The organism is Coleofasciculus sp. A1-SPW-01 (assembly GCF_040217205.1).
GTDB lineage: Bacteria > Cyanobacteriota > Cyanobacteriia > Cyanobacteriales > Coleofasciculaceae > Coleofasciculus > Coleofasciculus chthonoplastes_A.
The window spans coordinates 29,249-46,211 of the sequence record NZ_JAVJNP010000219.1 but is presented as its reverse complement, the minus strand read 5'-3'; the positions used below and the strand labels follow the sequence as shown (position 1 = coordinate 46,211).

The window sequence follows — 16,963 nt, the reverse complement described above, 5'->3', positions numbered from 1 at the left end:
GAAAAATAGGGCGTTTCGGCTTTTAGAAGTTAGTTTGACCGAACCGAATTCTGTACGGTTTTTCCCCCTTGTCTTCTTTCCTTCCTTGTCCTCCTTGTCTTGTCCCAACCATAAAATAAAAAACCTACACCTGTCAGGGGGGGAGGATAGAGGATGCGAGAGTTCTTGTTGCACGGAAGGGGGAGAATTCAAAGCCTCTCTCCTTGTAGGAGAGAGGTTTGGAGAGAGGTTTTCCAGATCCCGTGAAAAGTAAGCTCACCCCATCACCCCATCACCCCCACCTCCCAGACGTAGCCTGCTACGTCTGGAACAAACTCCCCCAGCTTCCCTATCTTCCCGTTATCGCCGCAATTGAGTCTGAACATTGGTAGGCTGTAAAGAGTCGCCAATGGCGTTTAAGTAAGGAGAGTAAACGTTGAAGTATCAGAATTCACAGAATTGGCAAGCTTTAGTGGGAGGGATTATCGCAGCAGCCTTGATTCTCCTTAGCTTTAGCTCCTTTGTGATCATCAACCCAGGTCAAGCCGGAGTCATCAGCATCTTGGGTAAAGCCAGAGATGGAGCCTTACTAGAGGGAATCCACATCAAGCCCCCCTTAATTTCAGTGGTGGACGTCTATGATGTGACCGTGCAAAAATTTGAAGTTCCCGCCCAGAGTTCCACTAAGGATCTTCAGGATCTCTCGGCTAGCTTCGCGATCAACTTCCGCCTTGATCCCACACAGGTGGTTACGATCCGACGGACACAAGGCACATTACAGAATATCGTCTCGAAAATTATCGCCCCTCAAACTCAGGAATCGTTCAAAGTTGCAGCGGCTCGGCGAACGGTAGAAGAAGCCATCACCAAACGGACTGAACTAAAGCAGGACTTTGATAATGCTTTGAATGAACGGTTGGAAAAGTATGGCATCATCGTCCTGGATACCAGTGTGGTTGACCTAAACTTCTCGCCAGAGTTCTCCAGGGCGGTTGAGGAAAAACAAATCGCTGAACAACGGGCGCAACGTGCTGTTTACGTTGCCCGGGAAGCCGAACAACAAGCCCAAGCGGACATTAATCGCGCTAAGGGTAGAGCCGAAGCCCAACGACTGCTGGCGGAAACCCTGAGAGAGCAAGGCGGACCACTGGTTCTGCAAAAAGAAGCGATTGAAGCCTGGAAACAAGGTGGGGCGCAAATGCCGAAAGTTTTGGTCATGAGTGGTGATTCCAATAGTAGTGTGCCATTCCTATTTAACTTAGGGGATGTGGCACAGGAACCGACGCTATCGCGGTGATGAAACGAAACCCTGTGGTTATCCTGTAGGGGCGACCCGCTTAGCCTAATTAACAACCTGTAGGGGCGACCCGCTTAGCCTAATTAACAACTCCAGTCCACTTAATTGGCTTGGGTCGCCCTCGACTTAATTGGCTTGGGTCGCCCTTAAGTCTCGTTCCCCGTCTAAAAAAAGAATGCCCTTGGGGAGGATATGCCACTCGTGGTAAAGGTTTCAGCGCGTTAGCATGATAACTAATCGGGTCATGAGCCTGATCGCAGGTTTTCTAGTCCATGTTCAGGTCTTATGTAACGGAAGGTTATGGAATTTTTGTCTGATACCGTCGTGCTGTCACGTCTGCAATTTGCGGTGACGGCTATTTTTCACATGCTGTGGCCCGTTCTCACCACAGGGATGGGTATTTACCTGGTTATCGTTGAAGGACTATGGCTAAAGACGCACAATCCTGATTATTATTACCATGCTCGCTTCTGGTCGAAGCTGTATGTCCTTAACTTTGGCATTGGTGTCGCCACAGGTGTGCCAATGGAATTTCAGTTTGGTACCAACTGGGCATCCTTTTCCGAGGCGGTTGGTAATTTTTTTGGCAGCATTCTCGGCTTTGAAGCGTCGATGGCGTTCATGCTAGAAGCGGCGTTTTTGGGGATTATGGTGTTTGGTTGGCAGCGTGTTAATCCAATCATGCACTATGTTGCCACTATCCTGGTGGCATTCGGGGCGAATTTATCCACGTTCTGGATTTTAGCCGCCAATTCCTGGATGCAAACCCCAGCCGGGGGAGAATTTGTCGATGGCAAGTTTATTGTCAGTGATTATTTTCAGGCAATTTTTAATCCCTTCATGATGAACAGCGTTCTGCACATGTTCTTTGGCACTCTGGAGACATCGCTGTTTGTGATTGGTGGAATTAGCGCTTGGTACATTCTCAACAAACGCCATTCTGCCTTCTTTTCTAAGGCGTTGAAAATTGTTTTAGCGGTTGCGATCGCAGTCGCCCCCTTACAGATCTATATTGGACATTTAAGTGGCGAACAAGTGTATCGTCATCAGCCGTCTAAACTAGCCGCGATGGAGGCGCAGTGGGAAACCATACCCGCCGGAGTTGCCGCAGATTGGAGTCTTCTGGCATTTCCCAATGAAACCGCCGAACAAAATGATTGGGAAATTAAAGTTCCCAATGCTTTGGGATATATCCTGGAATTCAAAAAAGAATTACCAGAACCCGTATTGGGATTGAAGGAGTGGAAACCCGAAGATCGACCCCATCTGTTAGGGTTAATCTACTATTCTTTCCGGATTATGATTGCCATTGGTTTCTTCTTCGCCGGATTAATGCTGGTGAGTGTACTGCAATGGCTACGGGGTAAGCTGTCGCCGGAAAACATTACCCAGCAGCGTCTGCTTCTGTTTGCTTGGATGTTTGCCGCACCCCTCGGTTATATTGCGGTTGAATCCGGCTGGATTGTCCGCTGTGTGGGACGACAACCCTGGACAGTTTACGGACAAATTCGCACTGTAGACGCTGTGTCTAATATTCCAGCCAGTAATGTGTTAACCTCGTTACTCAGTTTCAGTGGGGTTTATACCCTATTATTTTGTGCCGCTTTATTTTTCGGGAGCCGAATTATCCGCCGAGGTCCTAATTTCAACCTCCCTTTACCGAGTTCTGAAACTCAAGCAGGAGTCAACACTGATCCGGGACAATTTATTCCCGATGAACGTCCTCTAGAAACACAACAGTAGGAGGTTGTATGGAAACATTATCCTATTTTCTTCCCCAAGTTTGGTTTGCCATTTTAGCCTTGTTTCTCTTCCTCTACGTGATGCTAGATGGATTTGATTTAGGGGTGGGCATTTTATCCCTGACTTCTTCAACTGAGGAACGTCGGGGTATTTTAATGACCAGTTTGGGTAATGTTTGGGATGCCAACGAAACCTGGCTGGTGATTATGGGAGGCGGGTTGTTTGGGGCATTTCCTTTAGCCTACAGCACAATTTTAACTGCCTTGTACATCCCCATTTTCTTGATGGTGTTTGGGTTTATCTTTCGGGCAGTGGCGTTTGAGTTTCGTGAACAAGCGGATCGTAAGTTCTTCTGGAATTTAGCCTTTGGTGTCGGCAGTTTTAGCGCTGCACTGGGTCAAGGATTTGCGTTGGGTGCTGTACTATCGGGGATTACGGTTGATCAAGCGGGTCATTTTATTGGCGACACTTGGGATTGGCTCACCTGGCAATCTGTTGTTGTGGCGTTAACGTTAATTCAAGGGTATGTGTTGATTGGCTCAACCTATTTGGTTTTGAAAACAGAGGGAGAATTACAAACCACCCATTACAAAACGGCTAAAATTGCCGCAATCACCACGCTAATTGGTGCGATTGTAATTACGATTGCCACACCCATATTTTATGAATATGCGCGATCGCGTCTTTTTTCTCAACCCCAAGTTTATATCTTCGCAGCTATCCCGCTCCTGGGAATTACGCTGATTTGGCTACTCTGGAGAAGTCTGAATCGACAGGAAGAGAGAACGCCATTAATTTGGACGATTCTCCTGTTTTTACTGACATTTATTGGGTTAGCATTGGTTGTGTTTCCCTACATTATCCCCACTCAGATCACCATTTATGAGGCGGCGGCTGACCCCAGTGCGCTGGTGTTCATGATCATCTTTATCGGTGTTCTGATTCCGATTATGTTGGCATACAACATCTATCAATACATCGTGTTTCGAGGGAAGGTTAGGGGTGAACATTCTGGAACTTAGCAGAGCTAATTTTTTACAATAAGTCTGCCTAACTCCATAATGGAACCGAAGAAAATCTGCGTAGGGGCGACCCGCTTGCATCAATGAACTATCCAAGTCCACTCAATTTGATTGGGTCGCCCTTTACTTACGGATACGTTTTGAACAAAAAATTAAATAATATTATGTCCGGTTGTGTCGTTCGTCTATCCTACCTGTAGGTATTGGGACAAAAACCTTACCATTTTACCCTTCTATGCTTTTACCACTATCCACAACTGATGCTACCGAACATAATATAACCTATTAACCTTTAAAACAACAGTCAATGTTTCCTAGTTTTCAAGCTGAAACAGTATGGAAAATTCAGCGGTTAGGACGCACCTATTCCGTCTGTTTAACTCAAGAGGGGACAAACTTTACCGGACATTATGTAGATATCGATAATCCCAGTACGTTTAACGGAGAAGTAGTAACAGGGCGAGGAATTACCCTAATTTATTTCATCCAAGAAACCCCAGGAAACGGCTACTATGCAGTTCATGCGGGAAGATTAACTCAACCCGATCGCTTTGATGGACATTGGTACGATACGGCGAGGAATGTAGGACAGTTTACCCTCAGCCGTTTAGAGTGATGAGCTGATGCGATCGCGAAATTATGTAATTGCCTTGACGTTCAATTTCCGTGTCGTTATCCTAAATAGTACAAAAGTATTATCGTGAGAGTACCAGTTCTGTACACCTTTTCCTAACTACACCGACAACAATTGTAACCGATGACAGCCAATTCCAATCAACCCAATCCCAATGACGCCGTTTTAGGCGGACAAGGTTTCCCATTAAATTCTGGTGTGCTGGGTGGCTTAGAGGGAGTTAAACAACGTTTGACGAGTGAGTCTGAAGAAATCCGGATGGCGGCTTTAGACGAGGCGCTCAACTATGGTCAGCCTGGGAAAGACGTGCTACGCCAAGTGGTAAAAACTGAGACAGGTGATTTACAGTTAATAGCCTATAATTTACTCTCTCAACAGGTTAATGAGAAAGAGAAACAAGAATTACAAACTTATTTGCCTCCAGAATTACAAATTTATCTCAAGTTTGACCTTGAAATTGACACGAAAGAATTAGGGGAAGCGATTGAGCGAGCCGTCAATCGAGCGTTAGGGCGTCGAGAAATAGCCAGTGCCGATAGTCACGGTATTTTTTTAACAGGCACAGCACCAATGCCTCCTCCGGAAACAGCGGGTGTAATATCTGTAGACCAAGTTAATGATCAGGCGGGGAATAACTCTAAAGCTGAGATAGCTAACGATCCACCGACTAAAACGTTAGGTTTACTGAGACAATGGTTGAAAAATAAAATGAATCGACAGCGTTAATTCAATCAAATATTTGCTTCCAAAAATTAAACCCCGTTGTCTCATCGTTAAATTCCAAATAAATTCTCATTCTTTAAGGGAAATGGCTAATTCAAGAAAAGATAGAACCCAGCCGAGTCAGGCAACACCAATGCCGTCAGAAATGGCACATCCCAAAGACAGTAAATCTTCACTCTGTCCTAGCTCTCCCCCTGATACTCAGGATAGCGTTGTCTTCGGTATAGTAGGTGGCACTGTTGACCGTCCACAAGTAGCATATTTGCGGGAACCTCAGCCAATAACGGATGAATTACTAGCATTATCTGAACCCGTTGATCCAACCGAAGTCTATCGAATCGCTTCTCCTTGCTGGGAACGGGGGTGTCAACATTTTGATGGACATCAATGCCATCTTATTCAACAAATTGTCGAGGGATTACCGACAGTGGTGAAAGACTTACCACCCTGTCGCATTCGTCAAGATTGTCGATGGTGGCAACAGGAAGGAAAAGCTGCCTGTCTCCGTTGTCCTCAAATTGTCCGCACGAATTATAGTATGTCTGAAGCCGTTAAAAAAGTCATTAAACCACACCGCGATCGCGAAATTATAGCGCTACGCGAAGCGGAAATAGGGAATGGGGAATAGGGAATGGGAAAATGTAGAGACTTAACATACTACGTCTCTACGTGATCAAGGGATTGACCCTTCGACTTGACGTTCAATTTCCACGTCGTTATCCTAAATAGTACAAAAGTATTATCAACGAGACCACCATGAGTGATTCCGGACAACCTCCACGTCGTCGCAGACGGCGAAATAGTGCATTTGACGACGAATCGAATCATCCCGATCAATCGACACAGCCGCAACACCAAGGTCAATTAACCCGAACCGAACGCCAAGAAATTGTTGATCTTCTGCGTCAAGAAAGTGCTGATAATTTCCTGAAACGAGCCAGAGAAATTGGACTCAATCCGGCAACTGACTTTGCCGAACTTAATTTATCGGGAGTCAATCTAAGTCCTGCTAGTCTGCAAGGTGCTGATTTAACTGGGGTCAATTTATCTCAAGCTAACTTGAGTAATGCTGAACTCAATAATGCTAATTTAAGTCAGACAAATTTACAACAGACTGATTTAAGCAACGCTAATCTCAACAATGCAAATTTAAATAACGCCAACCTCCAACAGGCAAACCTACAAAAAGTCAATCTATCTCATGCAAATCTGAGTTATACAAACTTGAAGGGAGCAAATTTACGGGGAGCAGATTTACAGGGAGTTATTCTACAAGGAACTATCATTGACGCTCAAACGCAACTTGATCACCCTTGGCGAAAGATTTTGGCTATTTTCAATAATCAAGTTACAGAGGATCTAGATTTACGAAATGCTAACCTGAATCAGGCTAAATTGACTAACGCCAATTTACAACAGGCGAATCTACAACGAAGCAATCTATCTTCCGTCGATCTAAGCGGTGCTAATTTGAAAGAGGCAAATTTGAGTAATGCTAACCTGTATCACGCTAAGTTAACTAACGCCAACTTACAGCAGGCAAACTTACAACAAAGCAATCTATCTTCCGTCGATCTAAGCGGTGCTAATTTGAAAGAGGCAAATTTGAGTAATGCTGACCTCACTGGCAATCCTAATTTAAGTCAGGCAAATTTACAACAGGCTGATTTAAGCAACGCTTATCTCAATGGGGCTAATCTAACTGATGCCACTTTAGAAGACGCTAATTTACAACATGCCCGTCTTCACAATCTCAAACTGCAAGGAGCAAAATGCGATCGCGCCAACTTCCAAAATGCTCGCTTCCCTCAAGAAGATGATTTCAGCCACATTAGTTTTAAGGGAGCCAATTTTGCGAATGTATCCTTGTACAAGCTAGACTTTAGCCATTCTGACCTCAGTCATGCAAATTTCGAGCAAGCATACCTGGTTCAAGTCAATTTCTCTAACGCCAACCTCCAACAGGCAAACCTACAAAAAGTCTATCTAGGTCTTGCAAATCTGAGTCATACAAACTTAAAGGGAGCAAATTTACAGGGAGCAGAACTATCGGAAGTTCGTCTAGAAGGAACTATTATTGACGCTCAAACGCAACTCGATCCTACTTGGCGCAAGATTTGGGCGATTTTCAATCATCAAGTTACAGAGGATCTAGATTTAAGCAATGCTAACCTCAGTAGCCAGGATTTCCAAGGAATGAATCTTGCTGGGGCGAATCTTCAATCTACAAGGCTCTCCAAGTCGATCTGAGTAATGCTGACTTGACATCCGCAAACTTGGAAAATGCCAACCTCAAAGGTGCTAATTTAGCGGGAGTTGATTTGAGTAAGGCAAACTTTCTCGGAACTCAGATTGATGAAACGACGAATCTTGACCCAATGTGGCGCAGAGCTTGGGCTGTGGTTAATTCTCCTCTAGATGCGGAATCCTCAAATTATGTGATCAGGAAAGTGATGCCAGCCATTCTCGAACCTTATCGCGATCGCATCGAAGCAACTGCTAAACCCTATCTGGGAATTCACCTTGTTCCCGACGATACTTTAACCTGGTGGAGTAGTAAGTTTCCGGGAGAACAAATCAGTCGGGCTGGCTTGCCGTATCTACCCAAAGGAATGAGCTATCCTCAAACACCAGAAGGGGAATATTTGCATCTGTTGATTCAGATTAATTTTGCCGAAGCGCCATCTATGGAGCCATTTCCACGGCAGGGGATTCTTCAGGTTTTTATTGCCGATAGTGGCTATTACGGTTGTCTCCACGAACACTATAGTGAATTTGATAAGACCGACTGGTTTCAACAAACAACCTTCTGTATCCGCTATTTTGCTGATCCAGATATGGATGAGGCCAATCTAGAAACCAACTTTGACTTCTTGCCCGACAAAAACCCAGAGCTTAGAGATCTGGACGCAGTAGCAGAATTTAGTATTGTGGGCGCGTATCCCCCCACTTGTTCAGCCATTCAGTGGAGTTCTGGATATGAATTCATGCCAACAGAGGACTATCAGTTTTATGATGTGCTGTTGCATGACCTCGATCGGAGCGATCTTGAGGCATTTAGAGAAGCCTATGAAGGAGCCTATGAAGGAGCCTATGATTCTTGGGGAGAAGCGTTTGAAGTAAGGACTAATGAAGAAACGACTACAAGTAAACCTGAAGATTCTACCAGTTATACTCACATATCTGCCAGACTCGGTGGCTATACTCTCTTTCCCCAAGAAGATCCACCGGAGTATTCGACGGATTTCGAGGGACTTGACGGCCCACTGGATACGATGCTGCTCCAAATAAATCTATCAGGAGAAGTTCTTTGGTTTTACATACAGCAATCGGATTTAGTCCGGCAGGACTTTTCCCGTGTTTTTTATGTAGTAGAAAACACACTCTGATGTAATTGGCTTGACGTTCAATTTCTGCATTGTTAAATAGTGCAAAAGTATTGCTGTAAACCCATTACGAGTAGTTCATAACAACCACCATGTCGTCGCAGATAGCAAAGTAGTTCAATGAATAATGAATCTGGTCAGCCCGATCAAGCAACACAGCCGCAAAGCCAAGGTCAATTAACCCGGAGCGATCGCCAAGAAATTGTTAATCGCCTACGTCAAGAAAGTGCCGATAATTTCCTCGAAAGAATAATAGAAAATGGACTAAATCCCCAAACTGACTTGGCAGAATTGATTTTATCGGGATTTAACCTCAGTGGGGCAAATTTGCAAGGTGCAGATTTAACAAGAATCAGACTCTCTCAAGAAAATTTGAGTAATGCCAACTTGGAAGGCGCTATTTTAGAAGATGCTTATATGCCTGATACAGACCTCAGTTGTGCTAATTTGCAAAGAGCGAATTTAACAAAATCTATCCTGTTTCTTAGTAATCTAAAAAACGCCAATTTAGAAGAGGCTAATTTACAAAATGCTAGTCTAGACCGCACCAACTTGCAAGAGGTAAAAGGCGATCGCGCCAACTTTCAAGCTGCGTACTCTAGTTATGAAGGTGGTAATTTTAGTAACGCCAGTTTAAAAAATGCTAATTTTGCTAGTGCTTCCTTAGATAGAGGTAACTTTAGCGATGCTAACCTCAGCAATGCTAATTTCCAAGAAGCTCAACTGAGGCAAGTCAATTTTCGTCACACCAACCTGCAACAAGTCAATTTCCAACAAGCTGATGTTACTTATGCAGATTTTAGTCATGCCAACTTAAAAGGAGCAGACTTACAGGGGGCGACACTATCTACAACTTTCCTTCGAGACGCAATAATTGACGCTCAAACCAAAATTGACCCCACCTGGCGAAAAATTTGGGCTGTTCTCAATGGAGTTGCTGAGGATTTAGATTTGCAAAATATTGACCTGAGTCGTCAAGACTGTCAAGAATTAAACCTAGCTGGAGCTAACCTCGAATCTGCAACACTCTATAAAACCAATTTCCGCAATACAGACTTAAGTAATGCCAATTTGAGTAATGCCGATCTAAGCTGGGCAAACTTAGAAAATGCCAACCTCAAAGGGGCAAATCTCGCCTGGGCAAATTTAGAAGGTGCAAAGCTTCTCGGTACTGAAATTGATGAATTGACAACTATTGACCCCATGTTGCGTCAAGCATGGGCATCTATGAATTCACAATCCTCAAATTATGCGATCGCCGAAGTCATGCCAGCCATTCTCGAACGTTTTCGCGAGGAAATTCAAGCTACAATTAAGCCCCATCTGGCAATTTATCTTGTGCCTGATGAAAATCTTACCTGGTGGCAAAGTAAATTTGCCGGGATGAAAAAAAGTAAAGGGGGGTTTCCCTATTTACCAAAAGGATACGACTATCCCAAAACTTCAGACGGCGAATATTTGCATCTGCTGGCACAAATTAACTTTGCCGAAACACCCCATCTCGAAGGTTTCCCAAAACAAGGTATTTTGCAATTCTATATTGCTGATGATCATGATAGTTATGGCAGTCCAAATCATTTTCGTATTCTCTACTTTCCAGAACCAGACTTGAACGAAAATAACCTGACTACTGATTTTAGTTTCTTACCTGAAAAGGATAGTTTTTTAGATCCTTATCCCGATAATTGTTCAGCAATTCAATGGATTCAAGGATATGCACCTATTACTTTAGAAGATAAATTTGCTGATTGTTTAGATAGTATCTTCGAGCGACTCAATGAACTTGAAGATGAACTTGATGATCTTGAATTTGAGCAAAGCAATCTTTCAGAAGATTTTTGTAATGCTTATTACGAGACTTTCAATAACGGTAAATGGTATTGCAATCTTCAAATGGGTGGACATACTTCCTTTGAACAGAACGATCCCCGTCCCTATTACCAATTGGATTCAAACGAAGACCCTTTTGACACACTGCTATTGAAGATTCGGCTTGTAGAAGATGGCTCGCTTTTTTTCTATATTCAAAGTTCAGCTTTAGCCAGATGTGATTTCTCAAAAATCCTGTATGCTATGGCTTGAAGAGAAATCCTTGATCAGGTACAGTCTCTAAGCTGAAGCAAGTAGGTTGGGTTTAGGAACGAAACCCAACAACATAGTTAGGGCTTGCTGCATGAGTGTGCAATACTAAACAAGGGTTTCAAACTATTTTTTGACTCAAGGGGATCGACAATGTACCGCATAGCCGAGCAAACTGCTGTATTCAGCAGCCCCTAGTTAGCCTGTTGGGTTTCGCTGACGCTCTACCCAACCTACGAGTAAATTTATTTACTAGATGAATCGCACCATTCCAGAACTCGATTCCACGCCCACCAGCAGTCCGGATCATGATAGTTACGCTGACAAGCACGAGAACTAATATAACCGACATGACCTCCCTGTTTTGTCACTCTTAAATCAATCGCTGGATTATCCGCACAAATCCCTTGTAAGTCAGGAATAATTGTCGGGTCAAACATCGGATCATCGGCGGCATAAAGAATCAGCGTCGGTTTGTTTAAATTAGGTAAAATATACAGCGCACTCGTAGCATCATAATACTCGTCCACCGAGGAAAACCCTAATCGCTTAATCACTAGCTCATGATCAAATCCCCAAATACTGTTTGCCCGTTCAACCGCTTCTGGATCAATGTCTTGGGGATGAGCCTGATAGAGACGCCATGCAAGTTTTTTCAAAGTTCGGGCGACAGATTGTTCTAAATACCGCCCCAATGGATGGTTTAACAGATACGTCAGAGAACGGTGAGAATCCAGACTGGGACAAATAACCGCACCACCGCCAATCTCTGACTCATTTAATCCTACCGCCTCGGAATGAGCGATCGCTTGAGCTGATTTAATCCCCCAAAGCGCTAATTGTCCGCCGAGTGAATAGCCTGTAAACCAAAACGGGGCGGGACATCCCATGGCTTTTGCTTGCGCTGCAATCAGGACAAAATCATCACCCTCGTACAAACCATCGGAGGTTAAGGTTGGTGACAACAACGCTGTTTTTCCATGGGCTCGCCAGTCGAATAGCACCACCGCATACCCTTGAGCAAAGGCTTTACGCCCCAGCAGTCTCAGATACCATTGGTTATCCAAATCCCCAGTAATGCCATAAGTTCCCACAATTGTCCCCTTAGCACGTTCGGGAATGGCGACAATCCCAAAAATCGGTACATTTTGAGCGCCGCGAAAAATTTTCTCCTGATAGGGAGGTTCTGGAAGAGGAATCATTGCTTCCCAATCCCTAGACGCCCTAAACGCCAGGTGCAGGGTCATCGCCAGACCATTATTTAACCACCATGGGGAATGAAAGTGTTTTTTGTCATTCGTCATTTGTCATTCGTCGATTGTTTTTTCATGATTTATGATTAAGATTAATAATTTAAAAGATATAGCTACATTATGAAACGTCGAAATATTTTAAAGTATACAACAATCGGTGCGACTGGGGCTAGTCTCAACGCCTGCCGTAAAAAAATACCTCAACCCCCATCAAAACCTGCTCAACCGATCATTAATTGGCGCATGGCAACAAGCTGGGATCGCTATTTTGAAATCTTGTTTGAGGGTATTGAAACATTATGTCGCTCCGTTAGCACGATGACGGAGGGGCGCTTTACGATTACCCCCTATCCGGGTGGTGATTTAGCCCCACCTCTGGAAGTGTTTGATGCGGTGTCCACCGGAACTGTTGAATGCTGTCACACGAATACGTTCTACTCCTTCCAGAAAAGTCCTGCCCTCGCCTTTGGCACTACCCTTCCTTTTGGTTTAAATGCTCAACAACAAAATGCTTGGCTCTACAAAGGGAAAGGATTAGACACGTTACAAAATATATTTTCTGAGTTTAATCTGATCGGATTTCCGGCTGGCAATTCCGGAACACAAATGGGGGGATGGTTTCGGCGAGAAATTAATACAGTTGCGGATTTAAAGAACCTGAGAATGCGGCTTCCTGGGTTGGGCGGGCAAATTATGAGCCGTTTGGGTGTCAATGTTGTAACGATCGCAGGTCAAGATATCGTACCAGCTTTGTTAGAAGGAAGCATCGATGCGGTGGAATGGATTGGTCCTTATGACGATGATACCCTAGGACTACAGAGAGCCGCCCCTTACTACTATTATCCAGGATGGTGGGAACCCGGAACAACGTACATGGTGCTAGTAAATCAGGCGGAGTGGAACAAACTTCCCTCCGATTATCAAGCCATTTTCCAAACAGCGGCGGCTGAAGCCAATTTAAAAACGTTAGCTCGATATAATGCCGTTAATGGTGAAATCTTGGAGCGATTTATTTTAGGAGGAACAAAGTTAATGCCCTTTAGCCCAGAGATTTTAGACACCGCTCGGAAAACAGCATTTGAACTCTATGAGGAAATCGCGAGTCGGGATGCTACATTCCGAGACGTTTACAGTCAATGGCAAGCTTTTAGGGAGCAGCTTTTTGAATGGAATAGAGTCAGTACGTTGAGTTTCACGGATTTTGCGTACACAACTGTTGATAATTAGGGCTTGCTGCACAAAGCCAAAACCGCAAAGCCCATCAATACTTTGAGATTTATTGACAGAGGGTTTTATTCAAGGAAATCGAGTAGTATTCTTCATAAGTATGGCATCACCTTGCTCAGGAAAAATGTATCCTTGCTCCTCCAATCTCACCCGTGGAATCGCCTATAAAAAACAACAGCCTCTAGGGATACTGTAGGTTGGGTTGAAGCATGAAACCCAACATCCACAACGCTTACAGAGAATAACACGATCCTTTCAACAAGATAGGGCGTGGGAAATGGAGAATGGTAACGCTAAGATCATCAAGAAGAAAACAATCGGGTTAAAAGTCGCTTAGCGAAACGCTTGGAGTCTGGTTTGGAAGATAGAAATCCGCCTAAAATTCGCCGGATAATCCATTGGTTTGCTGTTGGACGTAATAAATGAAGTAAGTGTCGAAATCCAAAGAAAAATAATCCAATCATTACCAAAGCAGCGATCAGCATGAAAGGGGTTTTCAGGAAAACTGGGATAAAGGGAATCACTAGCAGCATAGCAATCAGCAACGCCAATCCCAAAGCGAGTCCATTGATTAACCGAGTTAACGGCAAAAATGTACCCAAACGCAACTGACCCATGATTTGTTCAATTAACCAATAATGCGCCGCTGAAATCTGATGGGAAAACTTGGGACGTTCTAGAAAATTGCGCTGGATTTGATGCATAATATCACCATCCATACCAATCACACTTCGCATCAGCGCCTCTTGGGAGTTTCCGCGCTGATAGTACGTACAAAAGCTGAGTCCCGATTGCCAACGGTTTTCGTCATCAATGAGAGCGTAATATCGTAAATCTGTGAGTAATTGGCGGGAAAGCTTTAAGGAATCCCCCATCTGTTGAGCCTGTTGAATCTGATGTAAAATTTCTTTATCTAACGTGAAGCGAACTCCGTGAAACAGAACTTGAGAGCGAGAAATGCGTTCTACCTCAATTTGAATACAAGAGGCGATCGCTAAATTCTGACGTGGAGAAAGCGGGTGAGACGGCGATGCTAAACGAGGATGCTGATTCATAAACGTCAAACCCTGTTTCCTTTTCCCTGCGTGCAGCGCTATACCTTATGACTTATGTAGTGTAGCTTTGATTAGACCAATAATAAACTCCAACAGTCCCCGCCATTGTCGTTCACTGGCGATGACTCCCTCTCGGTGAATTTGCAGAATAACCTCTTTCTGGGGATGGTGAAACAGGGATTGATCATAGCGGTTGATCACATCGCCATCGAGTTGAATCACGGTTTGAGCGCAAATCGTATCCGTGGCGATCATCCGTTGAATCATCTCAACTTGATCGGGTTGTTGAGAGACTAAACGTAGTACCGTCTGATTCCGATCATCCAAAGCGGCTTTGAGTTCCGCCAGTTTACGCAACCCCCGTAAAAAACGACAGTTTCCTAACAGTCGTTGAATAGCAACAATTGTCTCTGGACTTTTCAGATCCAGGGGATTGGGGAGACGAGTGGGAGTACGCTCAAAGTCATGGGCAAAACTGGAGTTATCCTGCTCATACACCGTCGGATCATGAAGTTCCGAGGTTGGATCATTCAACAGCCCCCGATACTCTCGTTCTAGGCTGGTGCGTAACTCCAAGTAGCGATCGCGTAATGACTCGTGGATACCTTGTTGTTCTAAATACCCTGGCGAAATCGGATAAATATCCCGGTACGCTTCCCACGCAATAAACTTATGACCACTAATATGATCCACCACGATCGTATTCACTTCTAGCGCCGTGAAGTCGATCAGTGTGTCACCTAACGACTGCAAGAAGTGATTGATGTTTCGATTCACACCCGAATTATTGCCTCGGGTTTTGGAGGCGGGTACATCTGAATGCTCTTGTCGATTGCGATTGGTCATCAACCCACACCTTTTTAGAACACCTGTTCAGTCATCCAATCATCTACCGAAATTTCCCCAAAATGGAAACCTTCGTGACTCAACATTCAATTGTATCGCTCTACTTGACATCTCCACTCCAGCTCCCAGACGTTGCATGCAACGTCTCTACATTGCTCCCCCTAGGGTTCCTGTTTTTTATCCTGAAAGGGGCTAGGGGGTGGAGGCGGTGGTGGTTCTCCTTTCTGCGTTGATTTGGGTTTCTTCTCCCAATCCTCCTCCTCTGGATGGCTTAGGGGATCAAAATCATCCAGGGAAAATTCGTCCAAGGAGAGTTCCTCGAATTCATAATCCGGCTCATTCACATTTTCGGTGGCTTGGTTTTGATCCCCCAACAAATCCATGGGATCACTTGATGATTCTGAATTCAGTTCTTTTTCCTCAGACTCTTCGGGTAAAGCACCCAAGCCTTCCAGGGGATCGCTAGTAGACTCAGGGGTTTGGCTTTCACTCAAGTCTGACCATTCAATCTCACTATCAACCTCAGTTAAATCAGAATAGGGTTCAAGTTCCTCAACGGCAAATTCATCCCAGTCTTCCTGAATATTTAACGCTGAGGGAGTCTCCTCAACAGGTGGAGGGGCGGCGAAGGGGTCAAAGTCTTCTACTAAGTCACCCCAGTCTTCATCCGTATCCATCTGGGCAAAAGAGCGATCGCCTAATTCCGGTTCATCTACTACCCAGTCATCCCAGTCGGTATCGTCGTCAGTATCCTGGTTTAGTTCTTCTAAGGAGTCCAAACTGGGCATTTTTTTAGCCGATTCCGGTTCCCTCGGTTTGGGTTCAATGTCTGTCTGGGGTGGGATATCCGGTTCAGCCGAAGGGGGTGACTTCAATTCCTCAAGTTCTAATGTCCCCCAATCTTCGTTGAGAACTTGCCAGTCTTCCTCATCTAACTCCGCTTCGTGGCGATCCGATAGTGGTTCTGGTTCTGCTTCAATGAATTCATCTCTCGCATCCTCCTCCGTGATTGAGAACTCTTCATCCTCTAGCGGTGGGGGTGGAGGAGGGGGTAATGACTCCAGCAAATCTAGCACCGAGTCATCCTCATCATCCTCATCTTCCTCCTCTTGTTCCTCCCAAGCTGTTGTTATCTCTGGCGAGGGAGCTGTTGTTATCTCTGGCGAGGGAGTCGATTCAGGAGATACCTGTTCCTGAATATCCGGAGTCGTCAAATCTGGCGTTTGGGCGGTCAATTCGGCGGCGGCTACTCCCGCATCCGGTGGGGTGGCTGTCTCTTGCGGGGGAATGGATAAGGGCGGGTATTCTATCTCACTCAACCCTGTCTTTTGATATTGCAGCGCAATTAAAATCTCAAATAGCTTTTGCAAACTTTTAAGATTATTCTCAACAAGCTGATTTCCTTGTGCCACCTGATCTAAATGAAAGGGGAGGAGATCTCGATAGGGACCATTGCCAATAAACTGATCCCCAATCTCATTCGCGATCGCTCCCTCAATCGTATTAATTTGAGTCCGCAGGCGATAACCGGGTTGGGCGGCTGTTTGGGCGCCATCCTCAGCATCAGCAGCCACCCACGTTGTAATCTTCAACTGAACCGCTTCCGCTAAAGCCCCAGCAAACGCTTCTTGAACCTTGCCTGCTTTAAGTTGTTGCCTAAAATCCTCACTCGACGCCATAATACACTCACCTGAATTTGGGCGATAACCAATACAGAAA

At 44.8% G+C, this 16,963-nt stretch carries 14 protein-coding genes; 10 read left to right on the top strand and 4 right to left on the bottom strand.

Translation table 11 applies throughout. The annotated features are described in order from the left end of the window. Window positions 1-415: 415 nt before the first annotated feature. The 9 genes from RH949_RS31685 to RH949_RS31645 all read left to right on the top strand — a co-directional run bounded on the left by RH949_RS31685 (window position 416) and on the right by RH949_RS31645 (window position 10,866). Window positions 416-1,276, top strand: a complete 861-nt coding sequence (locus RH949_RS31685; RefSeq protein ID WP_446358812.1) for a prohibitin family protein — start codon at window positions 416-418, stop codon at window positions 1,274-1,276. Between the two features lie 300 nt (window positions 1,277-1,576). Then, window positions 1,577-3,019 (top strand): cytochrome ubiquinol oxidase subunit I, encoded by a 1,443-nt coding sequence (locus tag RH949_RS31680; RefSeq protein WP_446358810.1) that lies wholly within the window; start codon window positions 1,577-1,579, stop codon window positions 3,017-3,019. 8 nt (window positions 3,020-3,027) lie between these two features. Next, entirely contained in the window at window positions 3,028-4,041 is a 1,014-nt protein-coding gene (cydB, locus tag RH949_RS31675; RefSeq protein ID WP_446358808.1) for a cytochrome d ubiquinol oxidase subunit II, read from the top strand. Window positions 4,042-4,348: 307 nt separating this feature from the next. Next, on the top strand, window positions 4,349-4,657 hold the full coding sequence (locus RH949_RS31670) for a hypothetical protein (protein WP_446358806.1): 309 nt from the start codon (window positions 4,349-4,351) through the stop codon (window positions 4,655-4,657). A 141-nt stretch (window positions 4,658-4,798) separates the two neighbouring features. Continuing rightward, on the top strand, window positions 4,799-5,401 hold the full coding sequence (locus RH949_RS31665) for a hypothetical protein (protein ID WP_446358804.1): 603 nt from the start codon (window positions 4,799-4,801) through the stop codon (window positions 5,399-5,401). An 82-nt stretch (window positions 5,402-5,483) separates the two neighbouring features. Beyond that, window positions 5,484-6,026: a nitrogen fixation protein gene (locus RH949_RS31660; protein WP_446358802.1), complete on the top strand. Its 543-nt coding sequence runs from the start codon at window positions 5,484-5,486 to the stop codon at window positions 6,024-6,026. 128 nt (window positions 6,027-6,154) lie between these two features. Beyond that, the gene (locus RH949_RS31655; RefSeq protein WP_446358800.1) at window positions 6,155-7,648 is read left to right on the top strand and encodes a pentapeptide repeat-containing protein; all 1,494 of its coding nucleotides are present in this window, start codon (window positions 6,155-6,157) and stop codon (window positions 7,646-7,648) included. Between the two features lie 11 nt (window positions 7,649-7,659). Continuing rightward, on the top strand, window positions 7,660-8,787 hold the full coding sequence (locus RH949_RS31650) for a DUF1963 domain-containing protein (RefSeq protein WP_446358798.1): 1,128 nt from the start codon (window positions 7,660-7,662) through the stop codon (window positions 8,785-8,787). Window positions 8,788-8,904: 117 nt separating this feature from the next. Beyond that, window positions 8,905-10,866, top strand: a complete 1,962-nt coding sequence (locus tag RH949_RS31645) for a pentapeptide repeat-containing protein (protein WP_446358796.1) — start codon at window positions 8,905-8,907, stop codon at window positions 10,864-10,866. Window positions 10,867-11,108: 242 nt separating this feature from the next. On the opposite strand, the gene RH949_RS31640 is transcribed toward RH949_RS31645, so the two are convergent. Beyond that, window positions 11,109-12,167, bottom strand: coding sequence for a YheT family hydrolase (locus RH949_RS31640; RefSeq protein ID WP_446358794.1), 1,059 nt, complete (start codon window positions 12,165-12,167; stop codon window positions 11,109-11,111). A gap of 69 nt (window positions 12,168-12,236) precedes the next feature. On the opposite strand from RH949_RS31640, the gene RH949_RS31635 reads away from it, so the two are divergent. After that, on the top strand, window positions 12,237-13,343 hold the full coding sequence (locus RH949_RS31635) for a TRAP transporter substrate-binding protein (RefSeq protein WP_446358792.1): 1,107 nt from the start codon (window positions 12,237-12,239) through the stop codon (window positions 13,341-13,343). A 302-nt stretch (window positions 13,344-13,645) separates the two neighbouring features. Here RH949_RS31635 and RH949_RS31630 read toward each other — a convergent pair whose 3' ends face one another. From RH949_RS31630 to RH949_RS31620, 3 genes are all read right to left on the bottom strand, one after another. Next, window positions 13,646-14,398: a hypothetical protein gene (locus RH949_RS31630; protein ID WP_006104588.1), complete on the bottom strand. Its 753-nt coding sequence runs from the start codon at window positions 14,396-14,398 to the stop codon at window positions 13,646-13,648. 45 nt (window positions 14,399-14,443) lie between these two features. Continuing rightward, window positions 14,444-15,244, bottom strand: coding sequence for a hypothetical protein (locus RH949_RS31625; RefSeq protein ID WP_446358789.1), 801 nt, complete (start codon window positions 15,242-15,244; stop codon window positions 14,444-14,446). Between the two features lie 161 nt (window positions 15,245-15,405). Then, window positions 15,406-16,923, bottom strand: a complete 1,518-nt coding sequence (locus RH949_RS31620; protein ID WP_446358787.1) for a hypothetical protein — start codon at window positions 16,921-16,923, stop codon at window positions 15,406-15,408. Between the last annotated feature and the right edge of the window lie 40 nt (window positions 16,924-16,963).

Bases quoted from the DNA above. Each gene is read 5' to 3' on its own strand.
- RH949_RS31635 (WP_446358792.1), top strand. From the start codon at position 12,237: ATGAAACGTCGAAATATTTTAAAGTATACAACAATCGGTGCGACTGGG.
- RH949_RS31625 (WP_446358789.1), bottom strand. From the start codon at position 15,244: ATGACCAATCGCAATCGACAAGAGCATTCAGATGTACCCGCCTCCAAA.
- RH949_RS31630 (WP_006104588.1), bottom strand. From the start codon at position 14,398: ATGAATCAGCATCCTCGTTTAGCATCGCCGTCTCACCCGCTTTCTCCA.
- cydB (WP_446358808.1), top strand. From the start codon at position 3,028: ATGGAAACATTATCCTATTTTCTTCCCCAAGTTTGGTTTGCCATTTTA.
- RH949_RS31645 (WP_446358796.1), top strand. From the start codon at position 8,905: ATGAATAATGAATCTGGTCAGCCCGATCAAGCAACACAGCCGCAAAGC.
- RH949_RS31680 (WP_446358810.1), top strand. From the start codon at position 1,577: ATGGAATTTTTGTCTGATACCGTCGTGCTGTCACGTCTGCAATTTGCG.
- RH949_RS31665 (WP_446358804.1), top strand. From the start codon at position 4,799: ATGACAGCCAATTCCAATCAACCCAATCCCAATGACGCCGTTTTAGGC.
- RH949_RS31640 (WP_446358794.1), bottom strand. From the start codon at position 12,167: ATGACGAATGACAAAAAACACTTTCATTCCCCATGGTGGTTAAATAAT.
- RH949_RS31660 (WP_446358802.1), top strand. From the start codon at position 5,484: ATGGCTAATTCAAGAAAAGATAGAACCCAGCCGAGTCAGGCAACACCA.
- RH949_RS31655 (WP_446358800.1), top strand. From the start codon at position 6,155: ATGAGTGATTCCGGACAACCTCCACGTCGTCGCAGACGGCGAAATAGT.
- RH949_RS31670 (WP_446358806.1), top strand. From the start codon at position 4,349: ATGTTTCCTAGTTTTCAAGCTGAAACAGTATGGAAAATTCAGCGGTTA.
- RH949_RS31620 (WP_446358787.1), bottom strand. From the start codon at position 16,923: ATGGCGTCGAGTGAGGATTTTAGGCAACAACTTAAAGCAGGCAAGGTT.